Here is a 25,696-nt window from a genome sequence, read left to right on the forward strand (position 1 = left end):
CCGCTTCCCGTTTCGTTACAGCAGCGGCCCGCTCAACGCATCGAGCAGCTTGCGCACGGGGGCCGGCACGCCATACGCGTCGAGCGCGGCGAGCGGCACCCACGCGGTCTCGGCGTCTTGCGCGCGCGCGGGCGGCGTGCCGTCGTTCTTCAGGTCGCTCAGCCGCGGCTCGATCTCGAGCCGGAAATGCGTGAACGTATGCGTAAACGCCGCGAGCGGCACCGGGCCGCCGCCGCCGAAGCCGCGCGCGAGTTCGGCCAGTGCCGCATCGCCGTCGGCTTGCGGCAGGCACCACAGCCCGCCCCAGATGCCAGCTGGCGGGCGCCGCTCGAGCAGCACCGCGTCGCCGTCGCGCAGCACCAGCATCCAGGTCTTGCGCGTGGGCACGGCCTTCTTCGGCCGTGCGGCCGGCAGTTCGCGCTGCCGGCCCGTGGACTGCGCGACGCAGTCGCCCGCGAACGGGCAACGCGCGCAATCCGGCTTGCCGCGCACGCACAGCGTCGCGCCGAGATCCATCAACCCCTGCGTATACGCGCTGACGTCGGCTGCGTTCGCGGCATCCGGCAGCAGCGATTCGGCCAGCGCCCACATGTCGTTCTCGACCCGCTTCTCGCCCGGAAAACCTTCGATGCCGAACACCCGCGCGAGCACGCGCTTCACGTTGCCGTCGAGGATCGTCGCGCGCGCTCCGTACGCGAACGATGCGATCGCCGCTGCCGTCGAGCGGCCGATGCCCGGCAGTTCCGCGAGCGCGTCAGGCGTCGACGGGAATACGCCGCCATGCTCGGCAGCAACCACCTGCGCGCAGCGGTGCAGGTTGCGTGCGCGCGAGTAATAGCCGAGGCCGGCCCATAGCGCCATCACGTCGTCGGCCGGCGCGGCCGCAAGCGCGGCGACGTCGGGAAAGCGCTCGAGAAAGCGCGTGTAATACGGAATGACGGTCGAGACCTGGGTCTGCTGCAGCATGATTTCCGACAACCAGATCCGGTATGGATCACGGGTGTTCTGCCACGGCAGGTCGTGGCGGCCGTGCTCGCGCTGCCACGCGATCAGGCGCGTGGAGAACGAACGATGCAGCGGCGTGACGGGAAACGGAGCGGGGGCGATGCGGGGCGGCTTCAAGTGTTCGAATCTTTGTAAAAGGTTGCAGCGCCGAACTCAACGCTGGCAGGTCGGGCAGAAATAGGTCGAACGCTGACCCTGCACGATCTGACGGATCGGCGTGCCGCACACGCGGCAAGGCAGTCCGGCGCGGTCATAGACGAAGCAGTCGAGCTGGAAATAGCCGCTTTCGCCGTTGCTGCCGACGAAATCGCGCAACGTGCTGCCGCCGCGCTCGATCGCATCGGCGAGCGTCGCGCGCACTGCGTCGGCGAGCCGCTCGTAGCGCGGCAGCGAAACCTTGCCGGCGGCGGTCGTCGGCCGGATGCCGGCGCGAAACAGGCTCTCCGATGCATAGATATTGCCGACGCCGACAACCATGTCGCCGGCGAGGAGCGCCTGCTTGACCGATACCGTGCGGCCGCGCGTGCGTGCATGCAGGAGCGCACCGGTGAACGCGGACGAGAACGGCTCGACGCCGAGGCTTGCGAGCAGCGGATGCGCGTGCACGTCGCCCGCTTCGCGCGGGTGCCACAGCACCGCGCCGAAACGGCGCGGATCGCGGAACCGCAGCACGAATTCGTCGAAGATCCAGTCGATGTGATCGTGTTTCGCGGCAACCGGCACGCCGGCCGCGGGCAGCACGCGCAGCGTGCCCGTCATCCCGAGATGGACGATGAACCAGCCGGCGTCGACCTCGAACAGCAGGTACTTGCCGCGACGCTCGACGGCGAGCACCTCGCGTGCGCGCAATTGCTCGGCGAGTCCGGCCGGCACCGGCCAGCGCAGCATTGCGGTGCGGACGTCGACACGCTCGACGCGGCGGCCCGCGACAAAGGGCGCGATGCCCCTGCGCGTGACTTCGACTTCTGGCAACTCTGGCATGTTTTGCGGGTCTGAGACGAGGATCTGTTTACGTACGGAACGCGCATGCGTTGCCGCGAGAACGGCCGCTCGCGAGACGCGCGACGCCGCGAATACTGACGTACTCGCACGGAGCGCCACGCGGCGAGCGGTCGTTCCCGCGGCAACCCCGAATCGAGAAGTTTATGTCGGGGGAATGCCCGAAATCGCCCGCATCGCGGCGTCGCTCGGCGCTTGTTCGGTTCGCCAAACGACGCTCGTCGCTTCTTGCCATGCAGGCGATTTCGGGCATTCGCATGTGCGTTCCATATGTAAACGGACCCTACCACGATCGTGCGTGTATTGTAGCGAGCGCGTTACAATCGGTTGAAACACCGAACGGATTTCCATGACCCTGCCCTCGAAGATGCTTCTGAAGCGCCCCGCCGCTGCGTGCGGCGCGCGTGCCTTCCCGGTCCGCCGTGCGCTCGGCGCAGCGCTGTTCGCCGCCTGGACCCTCACCGCCCTCCCGGCTCACGCGCAAGGTCCGGCATCGGACGACACGGAGCCGCAGGGCGCGTTCGAACACGTCATGTCGGACGAGAAAAAGGATCTCCCGGGCGTCCCGCTGACGAGCCAGATCGTCTATCAGGTGCTCGCCGCGGAGGTCGCGCTCCAGCGCAACCAGCCGGCACCCGCGTACCAGACCTATCTCGCGCTTGCCCGCGACACGCGCGACCCGCGCATGGCGCAGCGTGCGACCGAGATCGCGCTCGGCGCGCAAAGCCCGGCCGATGCGCTGTCCGCAGCCAATCTGTGGCGCCAGTACGCACCCGATTCGAACCGCGCATCGCAAGTCGACGCCGCGCTGCTCGTGCTCGCCGGCAAGCCGGCCGATGCGCAGCCGATGCTCGCGCGCGAGCTGGCCCGCGCGACGGGCGAAACGCGCGGCCCCGCGATCCTCGCGCTGCAGGCGCTGCTGGTGCGCGGCTCCGACCGCGTCGGCGGCCTCGCGGTGCTGAAGGACATGCTGAAGAACGACATGAACCGCCCGGAGGCGCACCTCGCGATCGCGCGGCAGCAACTGGCGGTCGACGACAAGGAAGGCGCCGCACAGTCGCTGAAACAGGCGCTGCAGATTCGCCCCGACTACCTGCCGGCAGCACTGATGCTGTCGCAGATGGGGCCTGCGGAGCGCGCTGCCGGCATCGTGTCATTCGAGAAATATGTTCAGCAGAATCCGAAGTCGCGCGACGCACGGCTCGCGCTGTCGCAGCTCTATCTCGCCGACGATCGCCTCGACGACGCGCAGAAGCAGTTCGAGACGATGCGCAAGCTCGATGCGAAAGATCCGACGCCGCTGATGGCGCTCGCGCTGATCAAGATCCAGCAGAAAAAGCTCGACGACGCGAGCGCGTACCTGAAGCAGTACGTGCAGCTCGGCGACAAGCAGCCGAACCTCGACGTCGGCCAGGGCTACATCTACCTTGCGCAGATCGCGATCGAACAGGGCAACGACGCGCAGGCGTCGCAGTGGCTCGACAAGGTCGACCAGACGAGCCAGCACTACCTGCCGGCGCAGATCACGCGTGCGCAGCTGCTGCAGAAGCAGGGCAAGACAGACGAGGCGCGCAAGGTGCTCGACGATCTGCCGATCAGCGATCCGCGCGACGCGGCCGTCGTCGCGCGCACCGATGCGTCGATCCTGTTCAGCGCGAAACGCTATTCGGAAGCCGAGGCGCGGCTCGGTCGCGCGGTCGAGGACTTCCCGGACGATCCGGACCTGCGCTACGACTACGCGATGGCGGCGGAAAAGACGGGCCACTACGCGACGATGGAAAAGCAGCTGCGCGAGCTGATCCGCACGCAGCCGGACAACCCGCAGGCATACAACGCGCTCGGCTATTCGCTCGCCGATCGCAACCAGCGCCTGCCCGAGGCCAGCAAGCTGATCGACAAGGCGCTGTCGCTCGCGCCCAACGACGCGTACATCATGGACAGCCTCGGCTGGGTGAAGTACCGGATGGGCGATTCGGCGGGCGCGGCGAAGGTGCTGCGGCGTGCGTACGAATTGCAGCCGAATGCCGAGATCGGCGCGCACCTGGGCGAGGTGCTGTGGAAGAGCGGCGCGCAGGACGACGCGCGCACCGCGTGGCGTGCCGCGCAGAAGCTCGAGCCCGACAACGAAACGCTCGTGCAGACGCTGAAGCGCTTGCAGATCAACGGCCTTTGATGCGGATGCTCCCGATGCCTCTCCTGTCTTCCCGTGCGCGGCGCGCGCTGGCGGCGGCCGGCGCTGCGCTCGCGCTCGCCGGCTGCGCGAGCACGCCGCCGTCGGCGAATGCGCCGGGCGCCGTGCTGCAGACGGCCGCGACGCACGCCTATCACGGCCGCTTCGCGGTGCAGTACAACGACCGCTTTGGCCGGCAACAGAACGTGTACGGCAACTTCGACTGGCAGGAACAGGGGGACGACGTGTCACTCGAACTGCGCAGCCCGCTCGGGCAGACGCTTGCGGTCGTCAAATCGACGCCGCAGGCCGCGTCGCTCGAATTGCCGAACCGCCAACCGCAATACGCGACGGACGTCGGCGAACTGATGCAGAACACGCTCGGCTTCTCGCTGCCGCTGGCCGGCCTGCGCTACTGGCTGCTGCCGACGGCGGCCCCGGCGACGCCCGCGCAGACGGTACGCGACCCCGCCGACGCGACGCGCGTGAAGCAGATCCGCCAGGACGGCTGGACGATCGACTACCTCGCCTACGCGGACGCACCGGCCACCGGTGTCAAACGTGTGAACCTCGTGCGCGCAACGCCGCCGCTCGACATCAAGCTCGTGCTCGACCAGTAAGCACGCGAACCTAGCTCCGACCTACGCATGACCGATTCGACCCGCTCGCTGCGCAACTGCCTCGCGCCCGCGAAACTCAACCTGTTCCTGCACATCACCGGCCGCCGGCCGAATGGCTATCACGATCTGCAAAGCGTGTTCCAGCTGCTGAACTGGGGCGACACGCTGCACTTCACGCTGCGCGACGACGGCCGCGTCGCACGCGTCACCGACGTGCCCGGCGTACCCGAACAAAGCGATCTCGTCGTGCGCGCGGCCAATCTGCTGAAAGCGCATACGGGCGCTGCGGCCGGCGTAGACATCGAAATCGACAAGCGCCTGCCGATGGGCGCGGGCCTTGGGGGCGGGAGCTCCGACGCGGCCACGACGCTGCTCGCGCTGAACCGTCTGTGGCAACTCGACTTGCCGCGCGCGGAATTGCAATCGCTCGCGGTAAAACTCGGCGCCGACGTTCCGTTTTTTGTTTTTGGAAAAAATGCGTTCGCAGAGGGTATCGGAGAGGAATTAGCTGAGGTAGAATTGCCGACTCGCTGGTTCCTGGTTGTGACGCCGCGAGTTCATGTCCCAACCGCTGAAATTTTTTCAGATGAGTTGTTGACAAGGGACACAAAGCCAGTCACAATTGCTGACTTTCTTGCACGGCAAAACAGCGATGCGGGATGGCCAGACAGCTTCGGCCGGAACGATATGCAGCAAGTTGTGACAAGTAAGTACGCGGAAGTTGCGCAGGTGGTCAAATGGTTGTATAATGTGACCCCCGCGAGGATGACCGGCTCCGGAGCTAGCGCGTTTGCAGCATTTCCCAGCAAGCACGAGGCAGAAGCGGCGAAAGCCAAGCTGCCCACCGGTTGGAACGGTGCAGTTGCCGAAAGCCTGAACGAGCATCCGCTCTTCGCTTTCGCGTCATGAAGTTTTGCTTTGCCGGATGGCCTACGTGTCCGGTGAAGTTATCAGTTAAGTGTAGGGGAGTCGCCAAGTTGGTCAAGGCACCGGATTTTGATTCCGGCATGCGAGGGTTCGAGTCCTTCCTCCCCTGCCAAAAATTTTCCCGCATTTCCCGCCTAAGCCTGAAGCAGGTGCACGATGAGCAGCCACAGCCATGATGGCCTGATGGTCTTTACTGGCAACGCGAATCCCGCGCTGGCCCAGGAAGTCGTCAATATCCTTGGTATCCCCCTCGGCAAAGCAATGGTCAGCCGTTTCTCCGACGGCGAGATCCAGGTCGAGATCCAGGAAAACGTGCGCGGCAAGGACGTCTTCGTCCTGCAATCCACGTGCGCGCCGACGAACGACAACCTGATGGAACTGATGATCATGGTCGACGCGCTCAAGCGTGCGTCCGCCGGCCGGATCACCGCCGCCATCCCCTACTTCGGCTATGCCCGTCAAGACCGTCGCCCGCGCTCCGCGCGTGTTGCGATCTCGGCGAAGGTCATCGCGAACATGCTGGAAATCGCCGGCGTCGAGCGGATCATCACGATGGATCTGCACGCCGACCAGATTCAAGGCTTCTTCGACATCCCCGTCGACAACATCTACGCAACGCCGATCCTGCTGGGCGACCTGCGCAAGCAGAACTATTCGGATCTGCTCGTCGTGTCGCCGGACGTCGGTGGCGTGGTTCGCGCCCGGGCACTCGCGAAGCAGCTGAACTGCGATCTCGCGATCATCGACAAGCGTCGCCCGAAGGCGAACGTCGCCGAAGTGATGAACATCATCGGTGAAGTTGAAGGCCGCACCTGCGTGATCATGGACGACATGGTCGATACGGCCGGCACGCTCTGCAAGGCCGCGCAAGTGCTGAAGGATCGTGGCGCGAAACAGGTGTTCGCGTACGCGACGCACCCGGTTCTGTCGGGTGGCGCCGCCGAGCGTATCGCCGCGTCGGCACTCGACGAGCTGGTCGTCACCGATACGATCCCGCTGTCGGCCGAATCGCTGGCCTGCTCGAAGATCCGCTCGCTGACGAGCGCGAGCCTGCTGGCAGAAACGTTCTCGCGGATCCGCCGCGGCGACTCGGTGATGTCGCTGTTCGCGGAATCCTGATCGCGGAACGATACGATTTAGCATGCGCGGAAAGCGAAGCGGCAACGCTTCGCTTTTTGCACAATCGGACGGGATAGACGAAACCCCGTTCGTTTCATCGGGGGCCGCCATTTCGCCGGCCCCGTTTTACTGCCTGGTCGCGGGCAGCAATCGGAGAATCACATGAAAGTCGTCGCTTTCGAGCGCCAACAGCAAGGTACGGGTGCGAGCCGCCGCCTGCGCAACGCCGGTAAGACCACGGGTATCGTCTACGGTGGCGAAGCAGCCCCGCAAAAGATCGAACTGGATCACAACGCGCTGTGGCACGCACTGAAGAAGGAAGCCTTCCACTCGTCGATCCTCGACCTGGAAATCGCTGGCCAGTCGCAACAGGTTCTGCTGCGCGACGTGCAATACCATCCGTTCAAGCAACTCGTGCTGCACGTTGACTTCCAGCGCGTCGACGCGAAGAAGAAGCTGCACACGAAGGTGCCGCTGCACTTCCTGAACGCCGAAGTCAGCCCGGCAGTGAAGCTGTCGAGCGCAATCGTCTCGCACGTCGCGACGGAAATCGAAGTCGAGTGCCTGCCGTCGGCTCTGCCGGAATTCCTCGAAGTCGATCTGTCGAAGATCGAAGCAGGTCAGTCGGTGCACGCGAAGGACATCGCACTGCCGAAGGGCGTGACGCTGGTCGCGCACGTCGACGCGGAAAACCCGGTCGTCGCATCGGCGACGGTCCCGGCTGGCGCCGTGTCGGACGCAGCAGGCGAAGGCGAAACGCCGGCTGCGTAAGCGGCTGCCTACACGCCATTCGATCCGTTTCACGAAAACGGTCGACGCAACCCGCCGCGGCTTGCCCGGCGGGTTTTTCTTTTTCTGCGCCCAGGCGGCCGCTGCCGCCTACGAAACGTCATGATCAAACTGATCGTCGGCCTCGGCAATCCCGGGGCGGAATACACCGCGACGCGCCACAACGCCGGCTTCTGGCTGATCGACCAGCTTGCCCGCGAAGCCGGCGCGACGCTGCGCGACGAGCGCCGCTTCCACGGCTTCTACGCGAAAGCCCGGCTGCACGGCGAGGAAGTCCATCTGCTCGAACCGCAGACGTACATGAACCGCTCGGGCCAATCCGTGGTCGCGCTAGCGAGTTTCTTCAAGATCCTGCCCGACCAGATTCTCGTCGCGCATGACGAACTGGATCTGCCGCCCGGCACCGTGAAGCTCAAGCTCGGCGGCGGCAGCGGCGGGCACAACGGTCTGAAGGACATCTCGGCACACCTGTCGTCGCAGCAGTACTGGCGGCTGCGCATCGGCATCGGTCATCCGCGCGACCTGATCCCGGAAGGCGCACGCGCCGGCGCGAAACCGGACGTCGCGAATTTCGTGCTGAAGCCGCCGCGCCGCGAGGAGCAGGAGGTGATCGACGCGTCGATCGAACGCGCGCTCGCGGTGATGCCGATGGTCGTCAAGGGTGAGCTCGACCGCGCGACGATGCAGTTGCATCGCAACTGATCCGCCCGCAACGGCATGCGGCAGCGGACCGCCCGGCCGTCACGCGCGGCCTCGCCGTGCCGCGCAACTGCGCACTGCAACGCCGACATGCGGTAATCTGGTCGTTTTTTGCCCGTCAGGAGCCAAGCGGTGAGCCGTTACTGGAGCGACGTCGTTCAGCAACTCGTGCCTTACGTGCCGGGCGAACAGCCCGCGCTCGCGCACCCCGTCAAGCTGAACACCAACGAGAATCCCTATCCGCCTTCGCCGCGCGTCGTCGCGGCGATCGCACGCGAACTCGGCAATACCGGCGACTCGCTGCGCCGCTATCCCGACCCGCTCGCGCGCGCACTGCGCGAGACGGTTGCGGCCCATCATCGGATCAAGCCCGAGCAGGTTTTCGTCGGCAACGGTTCCGACGAGGTGCTTGCGCACGCGTTCCAGGCGCTGCTCAAGCATGACCGGCCGCTACGCTTTCCCGACATCTCGTACAGCTTCTATCCGACCTACGCGCGCCTGTACGGCGTCGAGACGACGATCGTGCCGCTCGCGGACGATTTCTCGATCCGGGTCGAAGACTATCTCGACGACGCCGGCTGCGTACTGTTCCCGAACCCGAATGCGCCGACCGGCCGCGCGCTGCCGCTCGCGGACATCGAGCGCATCGCGGCCGCGAACCCGTCGTCGGTCGTGCTGATCGACGAAGCGTACGTCGATTTCGGCGCCGAATCGGCGATCGCGCTGATCGACCGCCATCCGAACCTGCTCGTCGTACACACGACGTCGAAGGCGCGCTCGCTCGCCGGGATGCGCGTCGGTTTCGCGTTCGGCGATGCGGCATTGATCGACGCGCTCAATCGTGTGAAGGACAGCTTCAATTCCTATCCGCTCGACCGGCTCGCACAGGCGGCCGCACAGGCGGCGTACGAAGACACCGACTACTTCGGCGCGACCTGCCGCCGCGTGATCGACAGCCGTGCGCGGCTCACGCATGCGCTGCAAACGCTGGGTTTCGACGTCGTGCCGTCGGCTGCGAATTTCGTGTTCGCGCGCCACCCCGCGCACGATGCCGCGGCGATCGCGGCGAAGCTGAAGGAGCGGGAAATTTTCGTGCGGCACTTCCGCGCGCCGCGCATCGACCAGCACTTGCGCATCACCGTCGGCACCGACGCCGAATGCGACGCGCTCGTCGCGGCATTGCGCGACGTGCTCGGCTGAAACGATAGCGGAAGAGGCAGCTACGGCTGTAGTCACAGCTGTAGCGAAACCGGCGCCGAACGGCGCCGGCCGAGGAAACCATGACGTCGTGACACCTGCGGCGTCACCGCACGGTCACTGCGCGTCGTCGCCCTTCGCGGCGATCAACGCGTGATACTTCTCCATCAACTGCGCGTGCGATTCGTCATGCTGCGGATCGCGCGGAATGCATTCGACCGGGCACACCTGCTGGCACTGCGGTTCGTCGAAATGACCGACGCACTCGGTGCATTTCTTCGGGTCGATCACGTAGATATCCGGGCCCATCGAAATCGCGCCGTTCGGGCACTCGGGCTCGCATACGTCGCAATTGATGCACTCGTCGGTAATCATCAAAGCCATACTGATCTCACTTCTTAAGGCCAGCGGCCGGCTTCGGATCGAAACCGGCCGGCGCCGCGTCACGCGGCCGGGCCTCCCATCGCAGCGACTTTCTCGGTCAGCCACTTCTCGACGGACGGGAACACGAACTTGCTGACATCGCCGCCCAGCTGCGCGATCTCGCGCACGATCGTCCCCGAGATGAACTGGTACTGATCGGACGGCGTCATGAACATCGTCTCGACGTCGGGCAGCAGGTAGCGGTTCATCCCCGCCATCTGGAACTCATATTCGAAATCGGACACGGCGCGCAGGCCGCGCACGATCACGCGCGCGTTATTGGTGCGGACGAAGTCCTTCAGCAGACCCTTGAAGCCCATCACCTTCACGTTCGGATAATGGCCGAGCACCTCGTTCGCAATCTTCAGACGTTCTTCGAGCGAGAAGAACGGCTTCTTCGCGCGGCTGTCGGCGACACCGACCACCAGCGTATCAAAAATGCTCGACGCACGCCGCACGAGGTCTTCGTGCCCGCGGGTCAGCGGATCGAACGTACCGGGATACACGGCGACTACCATGTCGCTCCTCCTGTCATCACGCAATCGGGGTGGCAGCCGTGCGACGCGCACGCCGCTGCCGAGATGGGCGTGCGTCGCCGTTGCGGCGCGCCGCCTCGTATGGAACGCGCATTATTCATCATTTTCGCGCCGCAGCAAATGATAGTGAACCGCACCGGCCTTGCCGTGCTTCACCACCTGCCAGCCGGCCAGCGCGTCGTGAGCGCCCGGTTCCAGCTCGGCGCCCGTTTCGACGTACAGCGCGCCATCGGGCGCGACGAGCGGCGCCGCGAGCGCGAGCGCGCGCTCGAGCACGGCCGGCTCGCCGAACGGCGGATCGAGGAACACGACGTCGAACGCGCCTGGCGTCAGCCCGGCCGCGAGCCGCAGCGCGTCGGCTTCCGCGACTTCGACCGAACGCGCGCCGAGCTTGTCCTTGATCGCGCGCAACTGCTGCGCGGCGCGCGGGTGGCGTTCGACCATCACGACGCTCGCCGCGCCGCGCGACGCGGCCTCGAAGCCGAGCGCGCCGGTGCCGGCGAACAGGTCGAGGCAGCGCTGCCCGTCGAGTTCCTGGCCGAGCCAGTTGAACAACGTCTCGCGCACGCGATCGGGTGTCGGGCGCAGGCCGTCGAGATCGAGCACGGCGAGCGGCGTGCGTTTCCAGTCACCGCCGATGATGCGGATCGTGTGCGGCTTGCCGCGGCTGGCGGAGGCCGCCGGGCGGCCGGAAGAGGAACGGGACATACGGAGTATCGACGACGGAGGGACCGGGTGCGCACGGGGGCGCACCGCCAAACACGCGCACGTTACCACAGCGGCGGCGCCGGCTGACGCGAGTGCCGCGCCGCACTGATAAAATGCACGGTTTCGGCCGTCGTGCGCACACGCGACGGCCACTCCGGCGCTCCGCCCTCGCGGCGCCCCGCCCTCTTCCCGACGTCAGACCATGTTCAGCTTCTTCAAACGGTTCAAGAAAACGCAGGAGTCCGACTCCGCGGAATCGCAATCGGCCAATGCGCAGCAATCGGCCGCGCCGGCCGACGCGCCCGTTGCCGAGCCCCGCCCGGCGGCCGACGCACCGCAAACGCCCGCGCAACCGCAACCGGCCGCGCCCGCCGTCGTGATGACGGTCACGCCGGCCAACGACGGCAGCGACGACGTCGTCGAGACGGTCGAGATCGTGCCGCCGCCGACGCAGGACGCATCGGCGAAGAAATCGTGGCTCGAGCGCCTGAAGTCGGGGCTCGCAAAGACGGGCTCGAGCATCACCGGCGTGTTCGTCAACACGAAGATCGACGAGGATCTGTATGAAGAACTCGAGGCGGCGCTGCTGATGTCCGATGCCGGCGTCGACGCGACCGAGTATCTGCTCGGCGCGTTGCGCGAGAAGGTGCGCGCGGGCCGGCTGACCGATCCGCAGCAAGTGAAGGGGGCGCTGCACGACCTGCTCGTCGAACTGCTGAAACCGCTCGAGAAGTCGCTGATGCTCGGCCGCGCGCAGCCGCTCGTGATGATGATCACGGGCGTGAACGGCGCGGGCAAGACCACCAGCATCGGCAAGCTCGCGAAGCACCTGCAGAGCTTCGACCAATCGGTGCTGCTGGCCGCGGGCGACACGTTCCGGGCAGCCGCGCGCGAGCAACTGGCGGTCTGGGGCGAGCGCAACAACGTGACGGTAGTCCAGCAGGAAAGCGGCGACCCGGCCGCGGTGATCTTCGATGCGGTGAGCGCCGCGCGCGCGCGCAAGATTGACGTGATGATGGCCGACACGGCCGGCCGCCTGCCGACGCAGCTGCACCTGATGGAAGAGCTGAAGAAAGTGAAGCGCGTGATCTCGAAGGCGCACGACGGCGCGCCGCACGAGGTGCTGCTCGTGATCGACGCGAACACGGGACAGAACGCGCTTACGCAAGTGAAGGCATTCGACGACGCGCTCGGGCTCACCGGGCTGATCGTCACGAAGCTCGACGGCACTGCGAAGGGCGGAATCCTCGCCGCGATCGCGCGGCAGCGCCCGGTGCCGGTGTACTTCATCGGCGTCGGCGAGAAGGTCGAGGACCTGCAGCCGTTCAGCGCCCTGGAATTCGCGGACGCGCTGCTCGGCTGAACACCGCCTGCCGCATCGTCACGGGCGCTTTCGGGCGCCCTTTTTCATGCGCGGCCGCACACCGTGCGGCCGGCGGCCGCAACGTCACTCGGCGTCGGGTTGCACACCCGGCGCGGCGGCCTTGAATGCATCGAGCGTCGACGCATGATCGGCGATCCGCTGAATCGTCGGGAAGCGCGTCGTGTCGATCGAGAAGCGGTTCGCATTGAACACCTGCGGCACGATGCAGATATCGGCAAGCGTCGGCGAGTCGCCGAAGCACAGCTTGCCGGTGCGCGGATCGTTCGCGAGGCGGGTCTCCAGCGACGCGAAGCCTGCCTCGATCCAGTGCCGGTACCACGCGTTCTTCGCGTCCTCCGGAACCTGCAGCGTGTGCTTCAGGTACTTCAGCACGCGCAGGTTGTTCAACGGATGGATCTCGCATGCGACCTGCAGCGCGATCGCGCGCACGTACGCGCGATCGACAGGGTCCTTCGGCAGCAGCGCCGGCTCCGGGTGCGTTTCCTCGAGATATTCGATGATCGCGAGCGATTGCTGAAGCGTCGCGTCGCCGTCGACGAGCGTCGGCACGACCGCGTCGGGATTCAGTGCGCGGTACGCGTCCTTCAGTTGCTCACCGCCGTCGCGCAGCATGTGGACCGGGACCGTGTCGAACGGCAGCTGCTTCAGATTCAGGGCGATCCGCACGCGGTAAGACGCGGAACTGCGGAAATAGCTGTAGAGCTTCATCGGGTGTCTCTCGTAGTGATATTCGGCCGGCGGGCGGGGGACGGAGAGCCGCCATGCGCGCGCCGCACCGCCGGGAACCCGAGTTTAGCGCGGCGCGCCGCGTCGGCACACGAGCGGGGCGCGCGTGGCCGCGGCGCGCCCGTGCGATACTCGGGGCATTCCCGATCGCTCACAGTGCGGCCCGATGCCGGCCGCCGCCCCACGCTCCGATGACCGCTTCCCACGATTTCGCAGCTTCGCCGTTCCCTTGCGCCCGCTTCATCAAGGAAATCGGCCGCGGCCCGCACGGCGCACGCGCGCTATCCGCCGAAGACACGTTCGAACTCTATCGCGCGATGCTCGATGCGCGCGTGTCGGACGTCGAACTCGGCGCGATCCTGATCGCGTATCGCCTGAAGGGCGAAACGGCCGACGAACTGGCCGCGATGCTGGCCGCCGCGCAGGCGTCGTTCGAACCCGTGCACGTGCAGGACGCAGCGTTCCGGCCGGTATCGATTCCGAGCTACAACGGCGCGCGCAAGCAGCCGAACCTGGTGCCGCTGCTTGCGCTGCTGCTCGCGCGCGAAGGCGTGCCGGTGCTCGTGCACGGCGTCGAACGCGATCCGGGCCGCGTGACGAGCGCGGAAATTTTCGCCGCGCTGTCGATCGCGCCGTCGACGTCGCACGACGCGATCGAGGACACGCTTGCCGAACGCCGCGTCGCGTTCGCGCCGATCGACGCGCTCGCGCCGCGCATCGCGCGCCTGCTCGCACTGCGCAGCGTGCTCGGCGTGCGCAATTCCACCCACACGCTCGTGAAGATTCTGCAGCCGTTCGCGCCGGCCGGGCTGCGGCTCGTCAACTACACGCATCCACCCTATCGCGACAGCCTCGCGGCACTCTTCCGCGACCATCCGGACGCCGCGCTCGGCGGCGCACTGCTTGCGCGCGGCACCGAAGGCGAGGCGGTGGCCGATACGCGGCGTCAGGTGCAGGTCGACTGGCTGCACGACGGCGTGTGCGATACGCTGATCGAGGCCGAGCGCTCGTCGAGCGACGCGCCGCCCGTCGCGCTGCCGGAGTCGCGCGACGCGGCAACCACGGCCGCGTGGACGGACGCCGTGCTGCGCGGTGAAATTCCGGTGCCGGACACGCTCGCGCGGCAGGTCGAGACGATCGTGCGAATCGTCCGGATTGCGGCGTGACCCGCCGCGCGCGCCGCGCATCTGTCGCGCCGGCCTTCCGACTGACCATTTGACACGCGCACGCATCCTGGCATAGAGTTGTCGCCATGCGTTCCTTTCCGAACACCCTCCGAATTACCTCCGGCCGCCTAGCGCGGTCGCTATCGCTACGACTAGCCTAAGGCTGTCTTAGCGCCGTGTGCTGTCCGCACGGTCCCTCCAGCAGTTCCTCGCAGCACCCTTCTCGCAGTTTTTACAACCCGAAGTCGTCAGCATTCGTCCGTCTATCCGGCGGCCGATTCGCGAAGATCATCCGCACCCGCAGCGCGTTTCCCGCGCCACGGTGCGAGGCAGCGCCACCCGTCGCCCTTGCCGCCCGTCTTCGCTCGCGACTTGAGACCCGAGGTCCAGAAGATGAAGCGCAACCCGCAAGACAAATACCGTCCGTTCGAGCCCGTCCGCATCAACGGCCGCCGCTGGCCCACCCGCACCATCGAGCGCGCGCCGGTCTGGATGAGCACCGACCTGCGCGATGGCAACCAGTCGCTGATCGAGCCGATGAGCATCGAGCAGAAGCTCGAATTCTTCGACATGCTGGTCGCGATCGGTTTCAAGGAGATCGAAGTCGGTTTTCCGTCGGCGTCGCAAACCGACTTCGATTTCGTCCGCAAGCTGATCGACGAGAAGCGGATTCCCGACGACGTGACGATCGAAGTGCTCGTGCAGTCGCGCGAAGACCTGATCGCCCGCACGTTCGACGCGCTCGAGGGCGTGCCGCGCGCGATCGTGCATCTGTACAACGCGATCTGCCCGTCGTTCCGGCGCATCGTGTTCGGGATGTCGAAGGACGACGTCAAGGCGCTCGCGGTGAACGGCACGCGCATGATCAAGGAGCACGCGGCGGCTCGCCCGGACACGCACTGGACCTACCAGTACTCGCCGGAAACGTTCAGCATGACCGAACTCACGTTCGCGCGCGAGGTGTGCGACGCGGTCGCGCAAATGTGGCGGCCGACACGCGAGCGCAAGATGATCGTCAACCTGCCGGCGACCGTCGAAGCCGCGAGCCCGAACGTGTTCGCCGACCAGATCGAGTGGATGGACCGCAACCTCGCGTATCGCGACAGCATCGTGCTGTCGGTGCATCCGCACAACGACCGCGGCACCGCGGTCGCGGCCGCCGAACTCGCACTGCTCGCGGGCGCCGACCGGATCGAGGGCTGCCTGTTCGGCAACGGTGAGCGCACCGGCAACGTCGATCTCGTGACCCTCGCGCTGAACCTCTACACGCAGGGCATCGACCCGGGCCTCGACTTCTCCGACATCGACGCGGTGCGCCGCGTTGTCGAGCGCTGCAACCAGATTCCGGTGCATCCGCGTCATCCGTACGCGGGCGACCTCGTGTTCACCGCATTCTCGGGCTCGCACCAGGACGCGATCCGTAAGGGCTTCGCGCAGCAGCGTCCCGATGCGGTGTGGGAAGTGCCGTACCTGCCGATCGACCCGGCCGACCTCGGCCGCAGCTACGATGCGGTGATCCGCGTCAACAGCCAGTCCGGCAAGGGCGGCGCGACGTTCCTGCTCGAGCGCGGGATGGGCTTCACGCCGACGCGCCGCGTTCAGATCGAGTTCAGCCATGCGGTGCAGACGCTCGCCGACGCATCCGGCGAGGAAGTGACCGGCGATGCGATCTGCGCACTGTTCGCCCGCGAATTCTTCGAGGCCGACGGGCCGGCGTCACGCCATGGCAACGGCGCGCGCTGGCAGAACCGCGACATCGCGGGCGCGGCGCCGGCCGGTACCGCACCCGAAGACGCGGTGCAGCGCGCGGCCGCGGCGTTCGCGGCGGCAGCCGGCACGACGGTCGACGTCGCATCGTGCGAGCACGTGCGCACGGCGGATGGCCGGATCGCGGTGTCGGTCGGCTGCCGGATCGGCGATGCGCCGCTGCGCCACGGCGTGGGCGTACACGACGATCCGGCGAGTGCAGCGCTCGATGCGGTCGTCAGCGCGATCAACCGCTCGGCCTGGCACTGCGCCGACCGCCGTGCGGCGGCCTGACCGGCGAGTTGCATTTCATGGTCGGAATGTCAGCGAGCGGTGTGTGACCGCCCGTGCACCGCGCGATCCGCGGTGCACGGGCCAACAAGAAGCGGCCCAGAAGGCCGCTTCGATTGGGACGTGAAAACGAGCGCCACGCGCGCTCACGTCTCGGTCGCGCACCGCGTCGCCTGCCACGCGAGCAGCCGCCATTCGCCGTGTTCGTGGGTATGCACGGCCGTATAGGCGATCGGGAACACGAGGCCGCCGTTGTTCGTTTCCATCTCGATCAATGCGCGCCCGGTGACCACGCAGGTTGCATCGCCGACGGGCAACAAGTCCTGCGACTGGATCTCGATCTGGCGATAGCGGCGGCGGCCGGCGACGATGGCGTCGATGAACTGCTGCTTGGTTTCGCGTTTGCCGTTGGTGTGCACGAAGAAAACCTTGTCGGACAATTGCGCGTCGAGCGCCTCGCCGTCCCCGTCGACCATCGCCCGGAACCGATCGCGCTCGAGTGCGCGAATCGCATCGACCACCTTCGCCATCGCCTGACTCCTCGGCAACGCGCCCGCCGTGCGCCGGCGTGCGGATCAGAAGTTGTACTGCACGTAGAACTGGTGGAAATTTATACCAGGATTCGGCTCTTTGATACCCGCGTTAGACACATGTTGAAAACGGTAGCCGAGCTGATACTGTTGCCGTTCGCCGAACTGCGCGCCGACACCGACGACGTCCGCGAACTGGAACGACGTCGACAGCGACAGGTTGTTCGAGATGGTCGGATGCGTGAGGAACCGGATCCCGGCGCCGGCTTCGACGAACGGGCGCACCTGGCCCGCGCTCTTGATGAAACGGAACATCGGCGTCGCGCCGAATTCGCCGATATTGGCGTGCACGTTGCCGCCGGTGTGCCAGTAGCCGACATGGCCTTCCATCACGAATGCGAAGTGCCAGCCGCCGATTTCCCACCAGTTCCAGCCCGGATCCCACACCACACCGAGATCGGCCTTGTCGATCCCGTGGCGATCGGAAAACCCGCCTCCCGCCTGGATGCCCCACCGATCCGCAAACGCGGCGCCCGATCCGCCGAGCAGCGACGCCGCCACCAGCGCATGCACCGCAAGCCGGGTACGAGGCCGGCGGTTCTTCTTATTGTTCATCTGACACTCCAACTTTGTGGGTTGAATGGAGCCTCGCCGCAGCGGCTGGGCCCGAGCGAACTGAATGGTATGGTAAAGGACTTTTCGGATCGGCATCAGGAAGCGAAATTGTTTGCTTCCAAAACTACAAAAATCGAAAACGTCTACTGATTACTATCTGAAACAACGACTTACGGAACTCGGCGACACCGCACAGGTCGCAAATTAGACTATCGACTCCAGCAAGTCGATAGAAAAACGGGAACTTGGATGCCCCCGTGCCCTCTAAGGAATTAGCACTCGGATTGCCGGAGTGCTAAGATGGGCCCCGGAATCTCATCCGAGACTACGGGTTTGTCCCTGATTCCAAAGGAGTTTTTAGTGAGCCACGCCCTGACCCTTCCGAACACCCTGAGCCCGACGCCGGCCAAGGCCGAATCGGCAGGCTCGCTGGCGCTCGCAACCCACGCGATGTTGCCGGGCCAGCTTGGCAACATCGACGCGTACATCCAGGCCGTCAACCGGATCCCGCTGCTGACCGCCGAGGAAGAACGCCAGTACGCGACCGAATTCCGCGAACACAACAACCTGGACGCGGCGCGCCACCTCGTGCTGTCGCACCTGCGGCTCGTCGTGTCGATCGCGCGCAACTATCTCGGTTACGGGCTGCCGCATGGCGACCTGATCCAGGAAGGCAACATCGGCCTGATGAAGGCGGTAAAGCGCTTCGATCCGGAGCAAAACGTACGCCTGGTGTCGTACGCGATTCACTGGATCAAGGCCGAGATTCACGAATACATCCTGCGCAACTGGCGGATGGTGAAGGTCGCGACGACGAAGGCGCAGCGCAAGCTGTTCTTTAACCTGCGCAGCCACAAGAAGAGCATGCAGGCGATGACGCCCGAGGAAATCGACGGCCTCGCGCAGGAGCTCAACGTCAAGCGCGAGGAAGTCACCGAGATGGAAACGCGCCTGTCGGGCGGTGACATCGCGCTCGAGGGCCAAGTCGAGGACGGCGAAGAGGCGTACGCGCCGATCGCCTACCTGGCCGATTCGCACAACGAGCCGACCGCCGTGCTGGCCGCGCGTCAGCGCGACATGCTGCAGACGGACGGCATCGCGCAGGCGCTCGACGCGCTCGACGCGCGCAGCCGGCGGATCATCGAGGCGCGCTGGCTGAACGTCGACGACGACGGCTCGGGCGGCTCGACGCTGCACGACCTCGCGGCCGAATTCGGCGTATCGGCGGAACGCATCCGCCAGATCGAAGCGAGCGCAATGAAGAAGATGCGCACCGCACTCGCCGAATACGCATAAGCGCAATTCAGAGCGTTCCCCCCAAAACCGCTGCCCCGCCCGGCAGCGGTTTTTTTTCGCCTGTCATTTCGCGTCACGCGTCGTTTATTGACTGACCTTATTGATCGGGTATCGGACGGATTCCGCCTCCTTCCGTATAACCTTGATCTGCCTCAAGTTTTCACCCGCCGTTCGCGACGGTCTGCCGCAGCGCGGCACTCGGCAGCGGGAAGCCGGCATTTTAAAATTGGCACGTCGGCTTAAAAGGATTAAAAAAACAGCTTAACCGCCGTCATAAATCCGACGTAAAGTCGCCCCAAACCACGTAAATCGATTCAGGATTATCGCCTTGATCTCGATCAATAAAGAGCCTGCCGCGCGTTCCCCGCGTGCCGACGGCACGGTCGGCTGGCGCGCGCGCATCGTCGCGTGGGCCCGCGGGCCAACGCTCGTGCGCGACATCACGCTGGTGCTGATCGTCAAGCTGATCCTGCTGATGTCGCTCAAATACGCATTCTTCAATCATCCGCAGGCCCAGCACATGTCGCTGCCGCCTGCCGTCGTCGCCGAGAAGCTGCTCTCGGTGCCGGCGCCTGCATCCTCCGAGGGAGACCACCATGATAAGTAGCGAAGTCGTCGATCTGTCGCGTCTGCAGTTCGGCATCACGGCGCTCTACCACTTCCTGTTCGTGCCGCTGACGCTCGGCCTGTCCTGGCTGCTCGTCATCATGGAAGCCGTGTACGTGATGACCGGCAAGCAGGTCTACAAGGACATGACCCAGTTCTGGGGCAAGCTGTTCGGGATCAATTTCGCGATGGGCGTGACGACCGGCATCACGCTCGAATTCCAGTTCGGCACGAACTGGTCGTACTACTCGCACTACGTCGGCGACATCTTCGGCGTGCCGCTCGCGGTCGAAGGCCTGATGGCGTTCTTCCTCGAATCGACGTTCGTCGGCCTGTTCTTCTTCGGCTGGAACCGCCTGTCGAAGGTGAAGCACCTGATCGTCACGTTCCTCGTCGCGCTGGGCTCGAACCTGTCCGCGCTGTGGATCCTCGTCGCGAACGGCTGGATGAACAACCCGGTCGGCGCCGAGTTCAACTACCAGACGATGCGCATGGAGCTGACGAGCCTGTTCGACGTGCTGTTCAACCCGGTCGCCCAGGTGAAGTTCGTGCACACCGTGTCGGCCGGCTACGTGACGGCGGCGATGTTCGTGCTCGGCATCTCGTCATGGTACTTGCTGAAGAAGCGCGACACCGACTTCGCGCTGCGCTCGTTCGCGGTCGCGGCGGGCTTCGGCCTCGCGGCCACGTTGTGCGTGATCGTGCTCGGCGACGAATCCGGCTATACGACCGGCGAAGTGCAGAAGATGAAGCTCGCCGCAATCGAATCCGAATGGGAAACCCAGCCCGCGCCGGCCTCGTTCACGCTGATCGGCATCCCGAACCAGAAGGAAGAGCGCACCGACTACGCGATCAAGATCCCGTACGCGCTCGGCCTGATCGCGACGCGCTCGATCGACGAGCCGGTGGTCGGCCTGCGCGAACTCGCGAAGCACAGCGAGGAACACATCCAGAGCGGGATGGTCGCGTACGGCGCGTTGCAGAAGATCAAGCAAGGCGACACGAGCGCCGCGACCCGCGCGCTGTTCGACCAGCACAAGCAGTATCTCGGCTACGGGCTGATGCTCAAGCAATTCACGCCGAACGTGGTCGATGCGACGCCGGAGCAGATCAAGGCCGCCGCGAAGAAGACGATCCCCCCGGTCGCGCCCGTGTTCTTCTCGTTCCGGATCATGGTGTTCCTCGGCTTCCTGTTCCTCGCGACCTTCATCGCAGCGTTCTGGTTCTGCGCGCGCCGGCAGCTGCTGGATGACAACCGCCGCTGGTTCCTGCGCTATGCGGTGTGGGCGATCCCGCTGCCGTGGCTCGCCGCGGAATTCGGCTGGGTCGTCGCGGAGCTCGGCCGCCAGCCGTGGACGATCGCGGGCATCCTGCCGACGCATCTGTCCGCGTCCAGCCTGACGTCGACGGACCTGTACCTGAGCCTCGCCGGTTTCATCGCGTTCTACACGGCACTGTTCGTCATCGAGATCAAGCTGATGTTCAAGTACGCGCGCCTCGGCCCGTCGTCGCTGCATACCGGCCGCTATCACCACGAACTCGCCTCAGCCGGCGAGCGCGCCGCGGTTTGAGCACGCCCCCGCAACGGAACAAGGAATCGCTATGGACTACGCAACTCTCAAGCTGATCTGGTGGCTGCTCGTCGGCGTGCTGCTGATCGGCTTCGCCGTCACCGACGGCTTCGACATGGGCGCGACCGCGCTGCTGCCGTTTCTCGGCAAGACCGACGACGAGCGCCGCATCATCGTCAACACGGTAGGCGCGACGTGGGAAGGCAACCAGGTATGGCTTATCACGGCCGGCGGCGCGATGTTCGCCGCGTGGCCGCTCGTCTATGCCGCGTCGTTCTCGGGCTTCTACTTCGCGATGCTGCTCGTGCTGTTCGCGCTGTTCTTCCGGCCGGTGGGCTTCGACTATCGAAGCAAGCGGCCCGACCCGCGCTGGCGCGCCGGCTGGGACTGCGGCCTGTTCGTCGGCGGCTTCGTGCCGGCGCTGGTGTTCGGCGTCGCATTCGGCAACCTGCTGCAGGGCGTGCCGTTCAAGTTCGACAGCGACCTGCGCGTGACCTACTACGGCGGCTTCTGGGCGCTGCTGAACCCGTTCGCGCTGCTCTGCGGGCTCGTCAGCCTCGCGATGCTCGTCGCGCACGGCGCCGCGTTCATCAAGATGAAGACCGACGGCGCGATCGCTCGCCGCGCGTCGATCGCGCTGCGCGTGTCGGCCCTCGTCGCGGTCGTGCTGTTCGTGCTCGCAGGCGTGCTCGTCGCGTCGACCATCGGCGGCTTCCACATCACCCACGCCGCACCGAACGACACGGTCGCGAACCCGCTGCTGAAGGACGTCGCGGCCGGCTCGGGGTTTTGGCTCGCAAACTACGGCGAATATCCGTGGATGATCGCGGCGCCGGTGGTCGGCATCGCCGGCGGCCTGCTCGCGCTGCTGCTCGCCGGCTCGAAGCAGGAAAAGACGGCGTTCTTCTGCACGGGCCTGATGATCGCCGGCGTGATCCTGACCGCGGGCTTCTCGATGTTCCCGTTCATCATGCCGTCGTCGCTCGATCCGCGCAGCAGCCTCACCGTATGGGATTCGACGTCGAGCCACATGACGCTGCAGGTGATGCTGTTCGCGGTGGTCGTGTTCCTGCCGATCGTGCTGCTCTATACGGGCTGGGTCTATCGCGTGATGCGCGGCAAGGTCACGCATCAATCGCTCGAAGAGAACAAGCACTCGATGTATTGAACCCGGCCGGGGGCGCATACGCGCCCTTCGCCACCGTTTCGCAAGGAGTCGGATCATGTGGTATTTCAGCTGGATTCTCGGTATCGGCGTCGCACTGTCGTTCGGCATCGTCAACGCGATGTGGCTCGAAGCGCGGCAGAAATCGCAGGAAGCGTCGGTGCGCGCACGCCGCGACTGACGTGCGATACATGCGCGGCGCGCGCGGCCGGCACCCATGCCGCAGCCCTCGCCGCGCCGTCGCATCGCCGGAACGAACCTCGCTTCATGCGAGGTTTTTTTTCGTCGTCGTCACGCCGGCCGCGGTTCACAGACCGATGCCAATTTAGCGCCAGATTGATACCACTTGAATACCAATAAAAGGTTTCATAAGATCTTTCCACACGGCCGCTGACAGGCCGTTTCCATTCAGTGGGGGAGACATGCGATTTCCGTGTCTGCTGCGCGCCGTCGCACCGCGTCGCCGTTCGCGTGCAGCGGCCGTTCCCGGCCGGCCGCGCGCCCCCGCCGGCCGGCGATACCTGCCGGACGGTGCTCGCGATTGTCGCGTCCGTATCGCAGCGGTCCGCGCGCCGCCCCGATGAACGCGTTCCGGCGCTCGCGCCGATCCGATCGGCACGCGTACTCGACTCCGGGGCCGTAACGCGCGTCATCAGCGTGTCGAACACGTCCGGCTCCCCTCGTCACGCCGGACATCGATGTCCCCCGCAGCTCCGTTGAAAGCCCAGACCGCAGCGACGTCGTCTCGCGAGGCCGCTACGCCCCTTTTTTCTGAGGAGTTCGAATGAAACACACGTTGCCTTCCCTGTTGACCGGCTTGCTGATCGCGGCACTGCTGCCGGCGGCAAGCTGCGCCGAGCCTGCGCAATCCGCTGCGGGTGCGCTCGCCGGCACCGCGCGGCCGGCCATGCAGCCGGCCGACCTGGCCGCAGTGCTCGCGAACGGTCTCGCGCTGCGCGTGGTCGTCGACAACAATCACGCGGCCGCAGCCGGCGTGCCATGCGCCGATCTCGGCGCCGACGGTGCGGCCTGCGCGACCGGACGCCTGTTTCTGCAGAATCGCGGCCACCAGCCGATCGCCGACGGCGGCTGGAAGCTCTACCTGCACAGCATCCGCCGCCTGCTGCGGATCGACCGGCCTGACTTCGCGCTGCGGCGGCTCACGGGCGACCTGTACGAACTGACACCGCAGCCGGGCGCCGTCCGGCTCGGGCCCGGCGAACGCATCGAGCTGCCGTTCGTCGCCGAATACTGGCTACGGCGCTACAGCGACGTGATTCCGCGGCCGTACGTCGTCGTCGATGGCGCGCCGCCTGCCGTGCTGCGCTACAACGACACCGACGACGAGTTGCGCTACGTCGAATCGCTGCCGGCCGACGCGCAGAACAGCTCGACCGGCAATGCGCCGCCGGTGGCCGCGCGCCCCGATGCGAGCCGCGCGCTGCCGAGCGTGAAGCGCGAGCAACCGCTGCCCGGCGCGCTCGACCTGCGCGGCGTCGAATTCGGGCTGTCCGACCTGCCCGACGCGCAGGTCGCGGCGCTGCGCGAGCGCGCGGCGACGCTGGGTCTCGACGGCGCACGCGTACCGGTGCGCGGCGCGGTGGCCCCGCGCCGGCTGCCGGCCGATATCGCGAAGCCGGGCGGCTACCGGCTCGCGATCGGGCCGCGCGGCGTCCTGATCGAAGGCTACGATCGCGCGGGCGTGTACTACGGCGTGCAGACGCTGTTCTCGCTCGCGCCGGCCGGCGGCGGCACGATCCCGGCGCTGCTCGTCGAGGATGCGCCGCGTTTCGTGCACCGGGGGATGCACGTCGATCTCGCGCGCAATTTCAAGCATCCGGCGACCCTGCGCCGCCTGATCGACCAGATGAGCGCGTACAAGCTCAATCGCCTGCACCTGCACCTGTCCGACGACGAAGGCTGGCGCATCGAGATCCCGGGCCTGCCGGAGCTGACCGATATCGGCGCGCGCCGCTGCCACGATCCGGGCGAGACGCGCTGCCTGCTGCCGCAACTCGGCTCCGGTCCCGACAACCGCTCGGGCGGCGGCTACCTGACGCGTTCCGATTACGTCGAGCTGGTGCGCTACGCGGCCGACCGCTTCGTCGAAGTGATTCCCGAAATCGACATGCCCGCGCACGCGCGCGCGGCCGTCGTGTCGATGGAAGCGCGCTACCGGAGGCTGCACGCGGCGGGCCGGGACCAGCAAGCGAATGCGTACCGGCTGCTCGATCCGCAAGACACGTCGAACCTGACGACCGTGCAGTTCTACGACCGGCGCAGCGATCTGAATCCGTGCGTGCCGGGCGCGCTGAATTTCGCATCGAAAGTGATCCGCGAGATCGCGGCGATGCATGCGGACGCACAGGTTCCGCTGCGCATCTGGCACTACGGCGGCGACGAAGCGAAGAACATCCTGCTCGGCGGCGGCTTCCAGCCGCTGAACGGCACCGACCCGAACAAGGGGCGCATCGATCTGGCCGCGCAAGACAAGCCGTGGGCGCGCTCGCCCGCGTGCACGGCACTGCTTCAGCGCGGCGAGATCAAGTCGATCGACGAGTTGCCGACGCGCTTCGCGAAGCAGGTGAGCGCGGCGGTCGATGCGAACGGGATCGGCACGATGGCCGCGTGGCAGGATGGCATCAAGCACGCGAACGGGCCGCAAGACTTCAGCACGCGGCGCGTGATGGTGTCGCTGTGGGACACGATCTTCTGGGGCGCTTCGGACAGCGCGCGCGACCTGAGCAACAAGGGCTATCTGACGGTGCTCGCGTTGCCCGACTACCTGTACTTCGACTTCCCGTACACGCTGAACCCGCGCGAGCGCGGTTATTACTGGGGCTCGCAAGCCACCGACGAGTACAAGGTGTTCTCGCTCGCGCCGGAGAACCTGCCGCAGAACGCGGAGGTGATGGGCGATCGCGACGGCAACGCATTCGAAGTCACCGGCACGGGCGCCGCACCGCGCATCGAAGGGATTCAGGGGCAGGCATGGGGCGAGGTGATGCGCAACGACACGTTCCTCGAGTACATGGTCTATCCGCGGCTGCTCGCACTCGCCGAGCGCGCGTGGCACCGGGCGGACTGGGAGCTGCCGTATGCGGCCGGCGTGCGTTACAAGCGCGGCGACACGCATCATGTCGACACGGCGGCGCTGCAGCGCGACTGGGCCGGCTTCGCGACGCTCGTCACGCAGCGCGAATTGCCGAAGCTCGACCGGGCCGGGATCGGCTACCGGAAGCCGACCTTCACGCTGACGAATCCTTGAACGATCGGACGACGAAACGGCTGCGCGGCTGATCCGAATCAATGGCGCAGGCGGTGCGCGATGCGGCTGAGCGCATCGCGCGCCCACAAAGAAAAACGGCTTGCGACACATCCGTCGCAAGCCGTTTTCGTTCTACCGTC

25 protein-coding genes and 1 tRNA gene are annotated in these 25,696 nt (G+C 66.2%); 17 read left to right on the top strand and 9 right to left on the bottom strand.

Translation table 11 applies throughout. The features are described from left to right. Positions 1 to 15: 15 nt before the first annotated feature. The gene (gene mutY, locus WK25_RS13495) at positions 16 to 1,122 is read right to left on the bottom strand and encodes an A/G-specific adenine glycosylase (protein WP_040142016.1); all 1,107 of its coding nucleotides are present in this window, start codon (positions 1,120 to 1,122) and stop codon (positions 16 to 18) included. A gap of 36 nt (positions 1,123 to 1,158) precedes the next feature. Beyond that, positions 1,159 to 1,986, bottom strand: a complete 828-nt coding sequence (mutM, locus tag WK25_RS13500; protein WP_040142018.1) for a bifunctional DNA-formamidopyrimidine glycosylase/DNA-(apurinic or apyrimidinic site) lyase — start codon at positions 1,984 to 1,986, stop codon at positions 1,159 to 1,161. 367 nt (positions 1,987 to 2,353) lie between these two features. Here mutM and WK25_RS13505 point away from each other — a divergent pair, with 367 nt between their 5' ends. The 5 genes from WK25_RS13505 (at position 2,354) to WK25_RS13525 (ending at position 6,840) form a co-directional block, all read left to right on the top strand. Then, positions 2,354 to 4,177 (top strand): tetratricopeptide repeat protein, encoded by a 1,824-nt coding sequence (locus WK25_RS13505; protein WP_069241760.1) that lies wholly within the window; start codon positions 2,354 to 2,356, stop codon positions 4,175 to 4,177. Beyond that, positions 4,177 to 4,794 carry a lipoprotein insertase outer membrane protein LolB gene (gene lolB, locus WK25_RS13510; protein ID WP_040142024.1) on the top strand — a complete coding sequence of 206 codons (618 nt, stop codon included), beginning with the start codon at positions 4,177 to 4,179 and terminating at the stop codon, positions 4,792 to 4,794. Before WK25_RS13505 ends, lolB begins: the two co-directional genes overlap by 1 nt. Positions 4,795 to 4,821: 27 nt before the next feature. Beyond that, the gene (ispE, locus tag WK25_RS13515; RefSeq protein ID WP_069241761.1) at positions 4,822 to 5,703 is read left to right on the top strand and encodes a 4-(cytidine 5'-diphospho)-2-C-methyl-D-erythritol kinase; all 882 of its coding nucleotides are present in this window, start codon (positions 4,822 to 4,824) and stop codon (positions 5,701 to 5,703) included. Positions 5,704 to 5,756: 53 nt separating this feature from the next. Further along, positions 5,757 to 5,833 (top strand) — tRNA-Gln (locus WK25_RS13520). A gap of 44 nt (positions 5,834 to 5,877) precedes the next feature. Continuing rightward, positions 5,878 to 6,840 carry a ribose-phosphate pyrophosphokinase gene (locus tag WK25_RS13525; RefSeq protein ID WP_040142028.1) on the top strand — a complete coding sequence of 321 codons (963 nt, stop codon included), beginning with the start codon at positions 5,878 to 5,880 and terminating at the stop codon, positions 6,838 to 6,840. A gap of 126 nt (positions 6,841 to 6,966) precedes the next feature. On the opposite strand, the gene WK25_RS32330 is transcribed toward WK25_RS13525, so the two are convergent. Further along, positions 6,967 to 7,113 carry a ribose-phosphate pyrophosphokinase gene (locus tag WK25_RS32330; protein ID WP_319000772.1) on the bottom strand — a complete coding sequence of 49 codons (147 nt, stop codon included), beginning with the start codon at positions 7,111 to 7,113 and terminating at the stop codon, positions 6,967 to 6,969. On the opposite strand from WK25_RS32330, the gene WK25_RS13530 reads away from it, so the two are divergent. The 3 genes from WK25_RS13530 to hisC all read left to right on the top strand — a co-directional run bounded on the left by WK25_RS13530 (position 7,057) and on the right by hisC (position 9,528). Further along, positions 7,057 to 7,611, top strand: a complete 555-nt coding sequence (locus WK25_RS13530) for a 50S ribosomal protein L25/general stress protein Ctc (RefSeq protein ID WP_315854980.1) — start codon at positions 7,057 to 7,059, stop codon at positions 7,609 to 7,611. The genes WK25_RS32330 and WK25_RS13530 overlap by 57 nt on opposite strands. Positions 7,612 to 7,731: 120 nt before the next feature. Continuing rightward, on the top strand, positions 7,732 to 8,331 hold the full coding sequence (gene pth / locus WK25_RS13535) for an aminoacyl-tRNA hydrolase (RefSeq protein ID WP_040142032.1): 600 nt from the start codon (positions 7,732 to 7,734) through the stop codon (positions 8,329 to 8,331). Between the two features lie 129 nt (positions 8,332 to 8,460). Beyond that, positions 8,461 to 9,528 carry a histidinol-phosphate transaminase gene (hisC, locus tag WK25_RS13540; protein WP_069241762.1) on the top strand — a complete coding sequence of 356 codons (1,068 nt, stop codon included), beginning with the start codon at positions 8,461 to 8,463 and terminating at the stop codon, positions 9,526 to 9,528. 114 nt (positions 9,529 to 9,642) lie between these two features. On the opposite strand, the gene WK25_RS13545 is transcribed toward hisC, so the two are convergent. From WK25_RS13545 to rsmD, 3 genes are all read right to left on the bottom strand, one after another. Beyond that, complete coding sequence (locus WK25_RS13545; protein WP_040142035.1) at positions 9,643 to 9,909, bottom strand: YfhL family 4Fe-4S dicluster ferredoxin; 267 nt, start codon at positions 9,907 to 9,909, stop codon at positions 9,643 to 9,645. A 59-nt stretch (positions 9,910 to 9,968) separates the two neighbouring features. Further along, positions 9,969 to 10,466, bottom strand: a complete 498-nt coding sequence (gene coaD / locus WK25_RS13550; protein ID WP_006398238.1) for a pantetheine-phosphate adenylyltransferase — start codon at positions 10,464 to 10,466, stop codon at positions 9,969 to 9,971. Between the two features lie 111 nt (positions 10,467 to 10,577). Further along, complete coding sequence (gene rsmD, locus WK25_RS13555) at positions 10,578 to 11,192, bottom strand: 16S rRNA (guanine(966)-N(2))-methyltransferase RsmD (protein WP_040142038.1); 615 nt, start codon at positions 11,190 to 11,192, stop codon at positions 10,578 to 10,580. Between the two features lie 202 nt (positions 11,193 to 11,394). Between rsmD and ftsY the strand changes: the two genes are divergently transcribed. Further along, positions 11,395 to 12,555 carry a signal recognition particle-docking protein FtsY gene (ftsY, locus tag WK25_RS13560; RefSeq protein WP_069241763.1) on the top strand — a complete coding sequence of 387 codons (1,161 nt, stop codon included), beginning with the start codon at positions 11,395 to 11,397 and terminating at the stop codon, positions 12,553 to 12,555. 84 nt (positions 12,556 to 12,639) lie between these two features. Here the strand turns inward: ftsY and maiA are convergent, their stop codons facing one another. Then, positions 12,640 to 13,284: a maleylacetoacetate isomerase gene (gene maiA / locus WK25_RS13565; protein WP_069241764.1), complete on the bottom strand. Its 645-nt coding sequence runs from the start codon at positions 13,282 to 13,284 to the stop codon at positions 12,640 to 12,642. Between the two features lie 209 nt (positions 13,285 to 13,493). On the opposite strand from maiA, the gene ybiB reads away from it, so the two are divergent. Together ybiB and leuA are read left to right on the top strand one after the other, a co-directional pair. Next, complete coding sequence (ybiB, locus tag WK25_RS13570; RefSeq protein ID WP_040142044.1) at positions 13,494 to 14,468, top strand: DNA-binding protein YbiB; 975 nt, start codon at positions 13,494 to 13,496, stop codon at positions 14,466 to 14,468. Positions 14,469 to 14,861: 393 nt separating this feature from the next. After that, entirely contained in the window at positions 14,862 to 16,508 is a 1,647-nt protein-coding gene (gene leuA / locus WK25_RS13575; protein ID WP_069241765.1) for a 2-isopropylmalate synthase, read from the top strand. Positions 16,509 to 16,651: 143 nt separating this feature from the next. Here the strand turns inward: leuA and WK25_RS13580 are convergent, their stop codons facing one another. After that, the gene (locus WK25_RS13580) at positions 16,652 to 17,035 is read right to left on the bottom strand and encodes a nuclear transport factor 2 family protein (RefSeq protein ID WP_040142047.1); all 384 of its coding nucleotides are present in this window, start codon (positions 17,033 to 17,035) and stop codon (positions 16,652 to 16,654) included. A gap of 45 nt (positions 17,036 to 17,080) precedes the next feature. Continuing rightward, the gene (locus WK25_RS13585) at positions 17,081 to 17,650 is read right to left on the bottom strand and encodes an acyloxyacyl hydrolase (RefSeq protein ID WP_040142049.1); all 570 of its coding nucleotides are present in this window, start codon (positions 17,648 to 17,650) and stop codon (positions 17,081 to 17,083) included. Between the two features lie 360 nt (positions 17,651 to 18,010). Here WK25_RS13585 and rpoH point away from each other — a divergent pair, with 360 nt between their 5' ends. The 6 genes from rpoH (at position 18,011) to WK25_RS13615 (ending at position 25,556) form a co-directional block, all read left to right on the top strand. Continuing rightward, a complete protein-coding gene (gene rpoH / locus WK25_RS13590) occupies positions 18,011 to 18,946 on the top strand; it encodes an RNA polymerase sigma factor RpoH (RefSeq protein WP_040142051.1) in 936 nt (311 codons plus the stop codon). Between the two features lie 328 nt (positions 18,947 to 19,274). Then, positions 19,275 to 19,553 carry a cytochrome oxidase putative small subunit CydP gene (gene cydP, locus WK25_RS13595; protein WP_040142053.1) on the top strand — a complete coding sequence of 93 codons (279 nt, stop codon included), beginning with the start codon at positions 19,275 to 19,277 and terminating at the stop codon, positions 19,551 to 19,553. Beyond that, a complete protein-coding gene (locus tag WK25_RS13600; protein ID WP_069241766.1) occupies positions 19,543 to 21,123 on the top strand; it encodes a cytochrome ubiquinol oxidase subunit I in 1,581 nt (526 codons plus the stop codon). Before cydP ends, WK25_RS13600 begins: the two co-directional genes overlap by 11 nt. 31 nt (positions 21,124 to 21,154) lie before the next feature. Then, entirely contained in the window at positions 21,155 to 22,291 is a 1,137-nt protein-coding gene (cydB, locus tag WK25_RS13605; protein ID WP_069241767.1) for a cytochrome d ubiquinol oxidase subunit II, read from the top strand. 55 nt (positions 22,292 to 22,346) lie between these two features. Further along, a complete protein-coding gene (gene cydX / locus WK25_RS13610) occupies positions 22,347 to 22,469 on the top strand; it encodes a cytochrome bd-I oxidase subunit CydX (RefSeq protein ID WP_069241768.1) in 123 nt (40 codons plus the stop codon). 603 nt (positions 22,470 to 23,072) lie between these two features. Next, entirely contained in the window at positions 23,073 to 25,556 is a 2,484-nt protein-coding gene (locus WK25_RS13615; protein ID WP_069241769.1) for a family 20 glycosylhydrolase, read from the top strand. The last annotated feature ends 140 nt before the right edge of the window (positions 25,557 to 25,696 follow it).

Origin of the sequence: Burkholderia latens, from assembly GCF_001718795.1 — a bacterium.
GTDB lineage: Bacteria > Pseudomonadota > Gammaproteobacteria > Burkholderiales > Burkholderiaceae > Burkholderia > Burkholderia latens_A.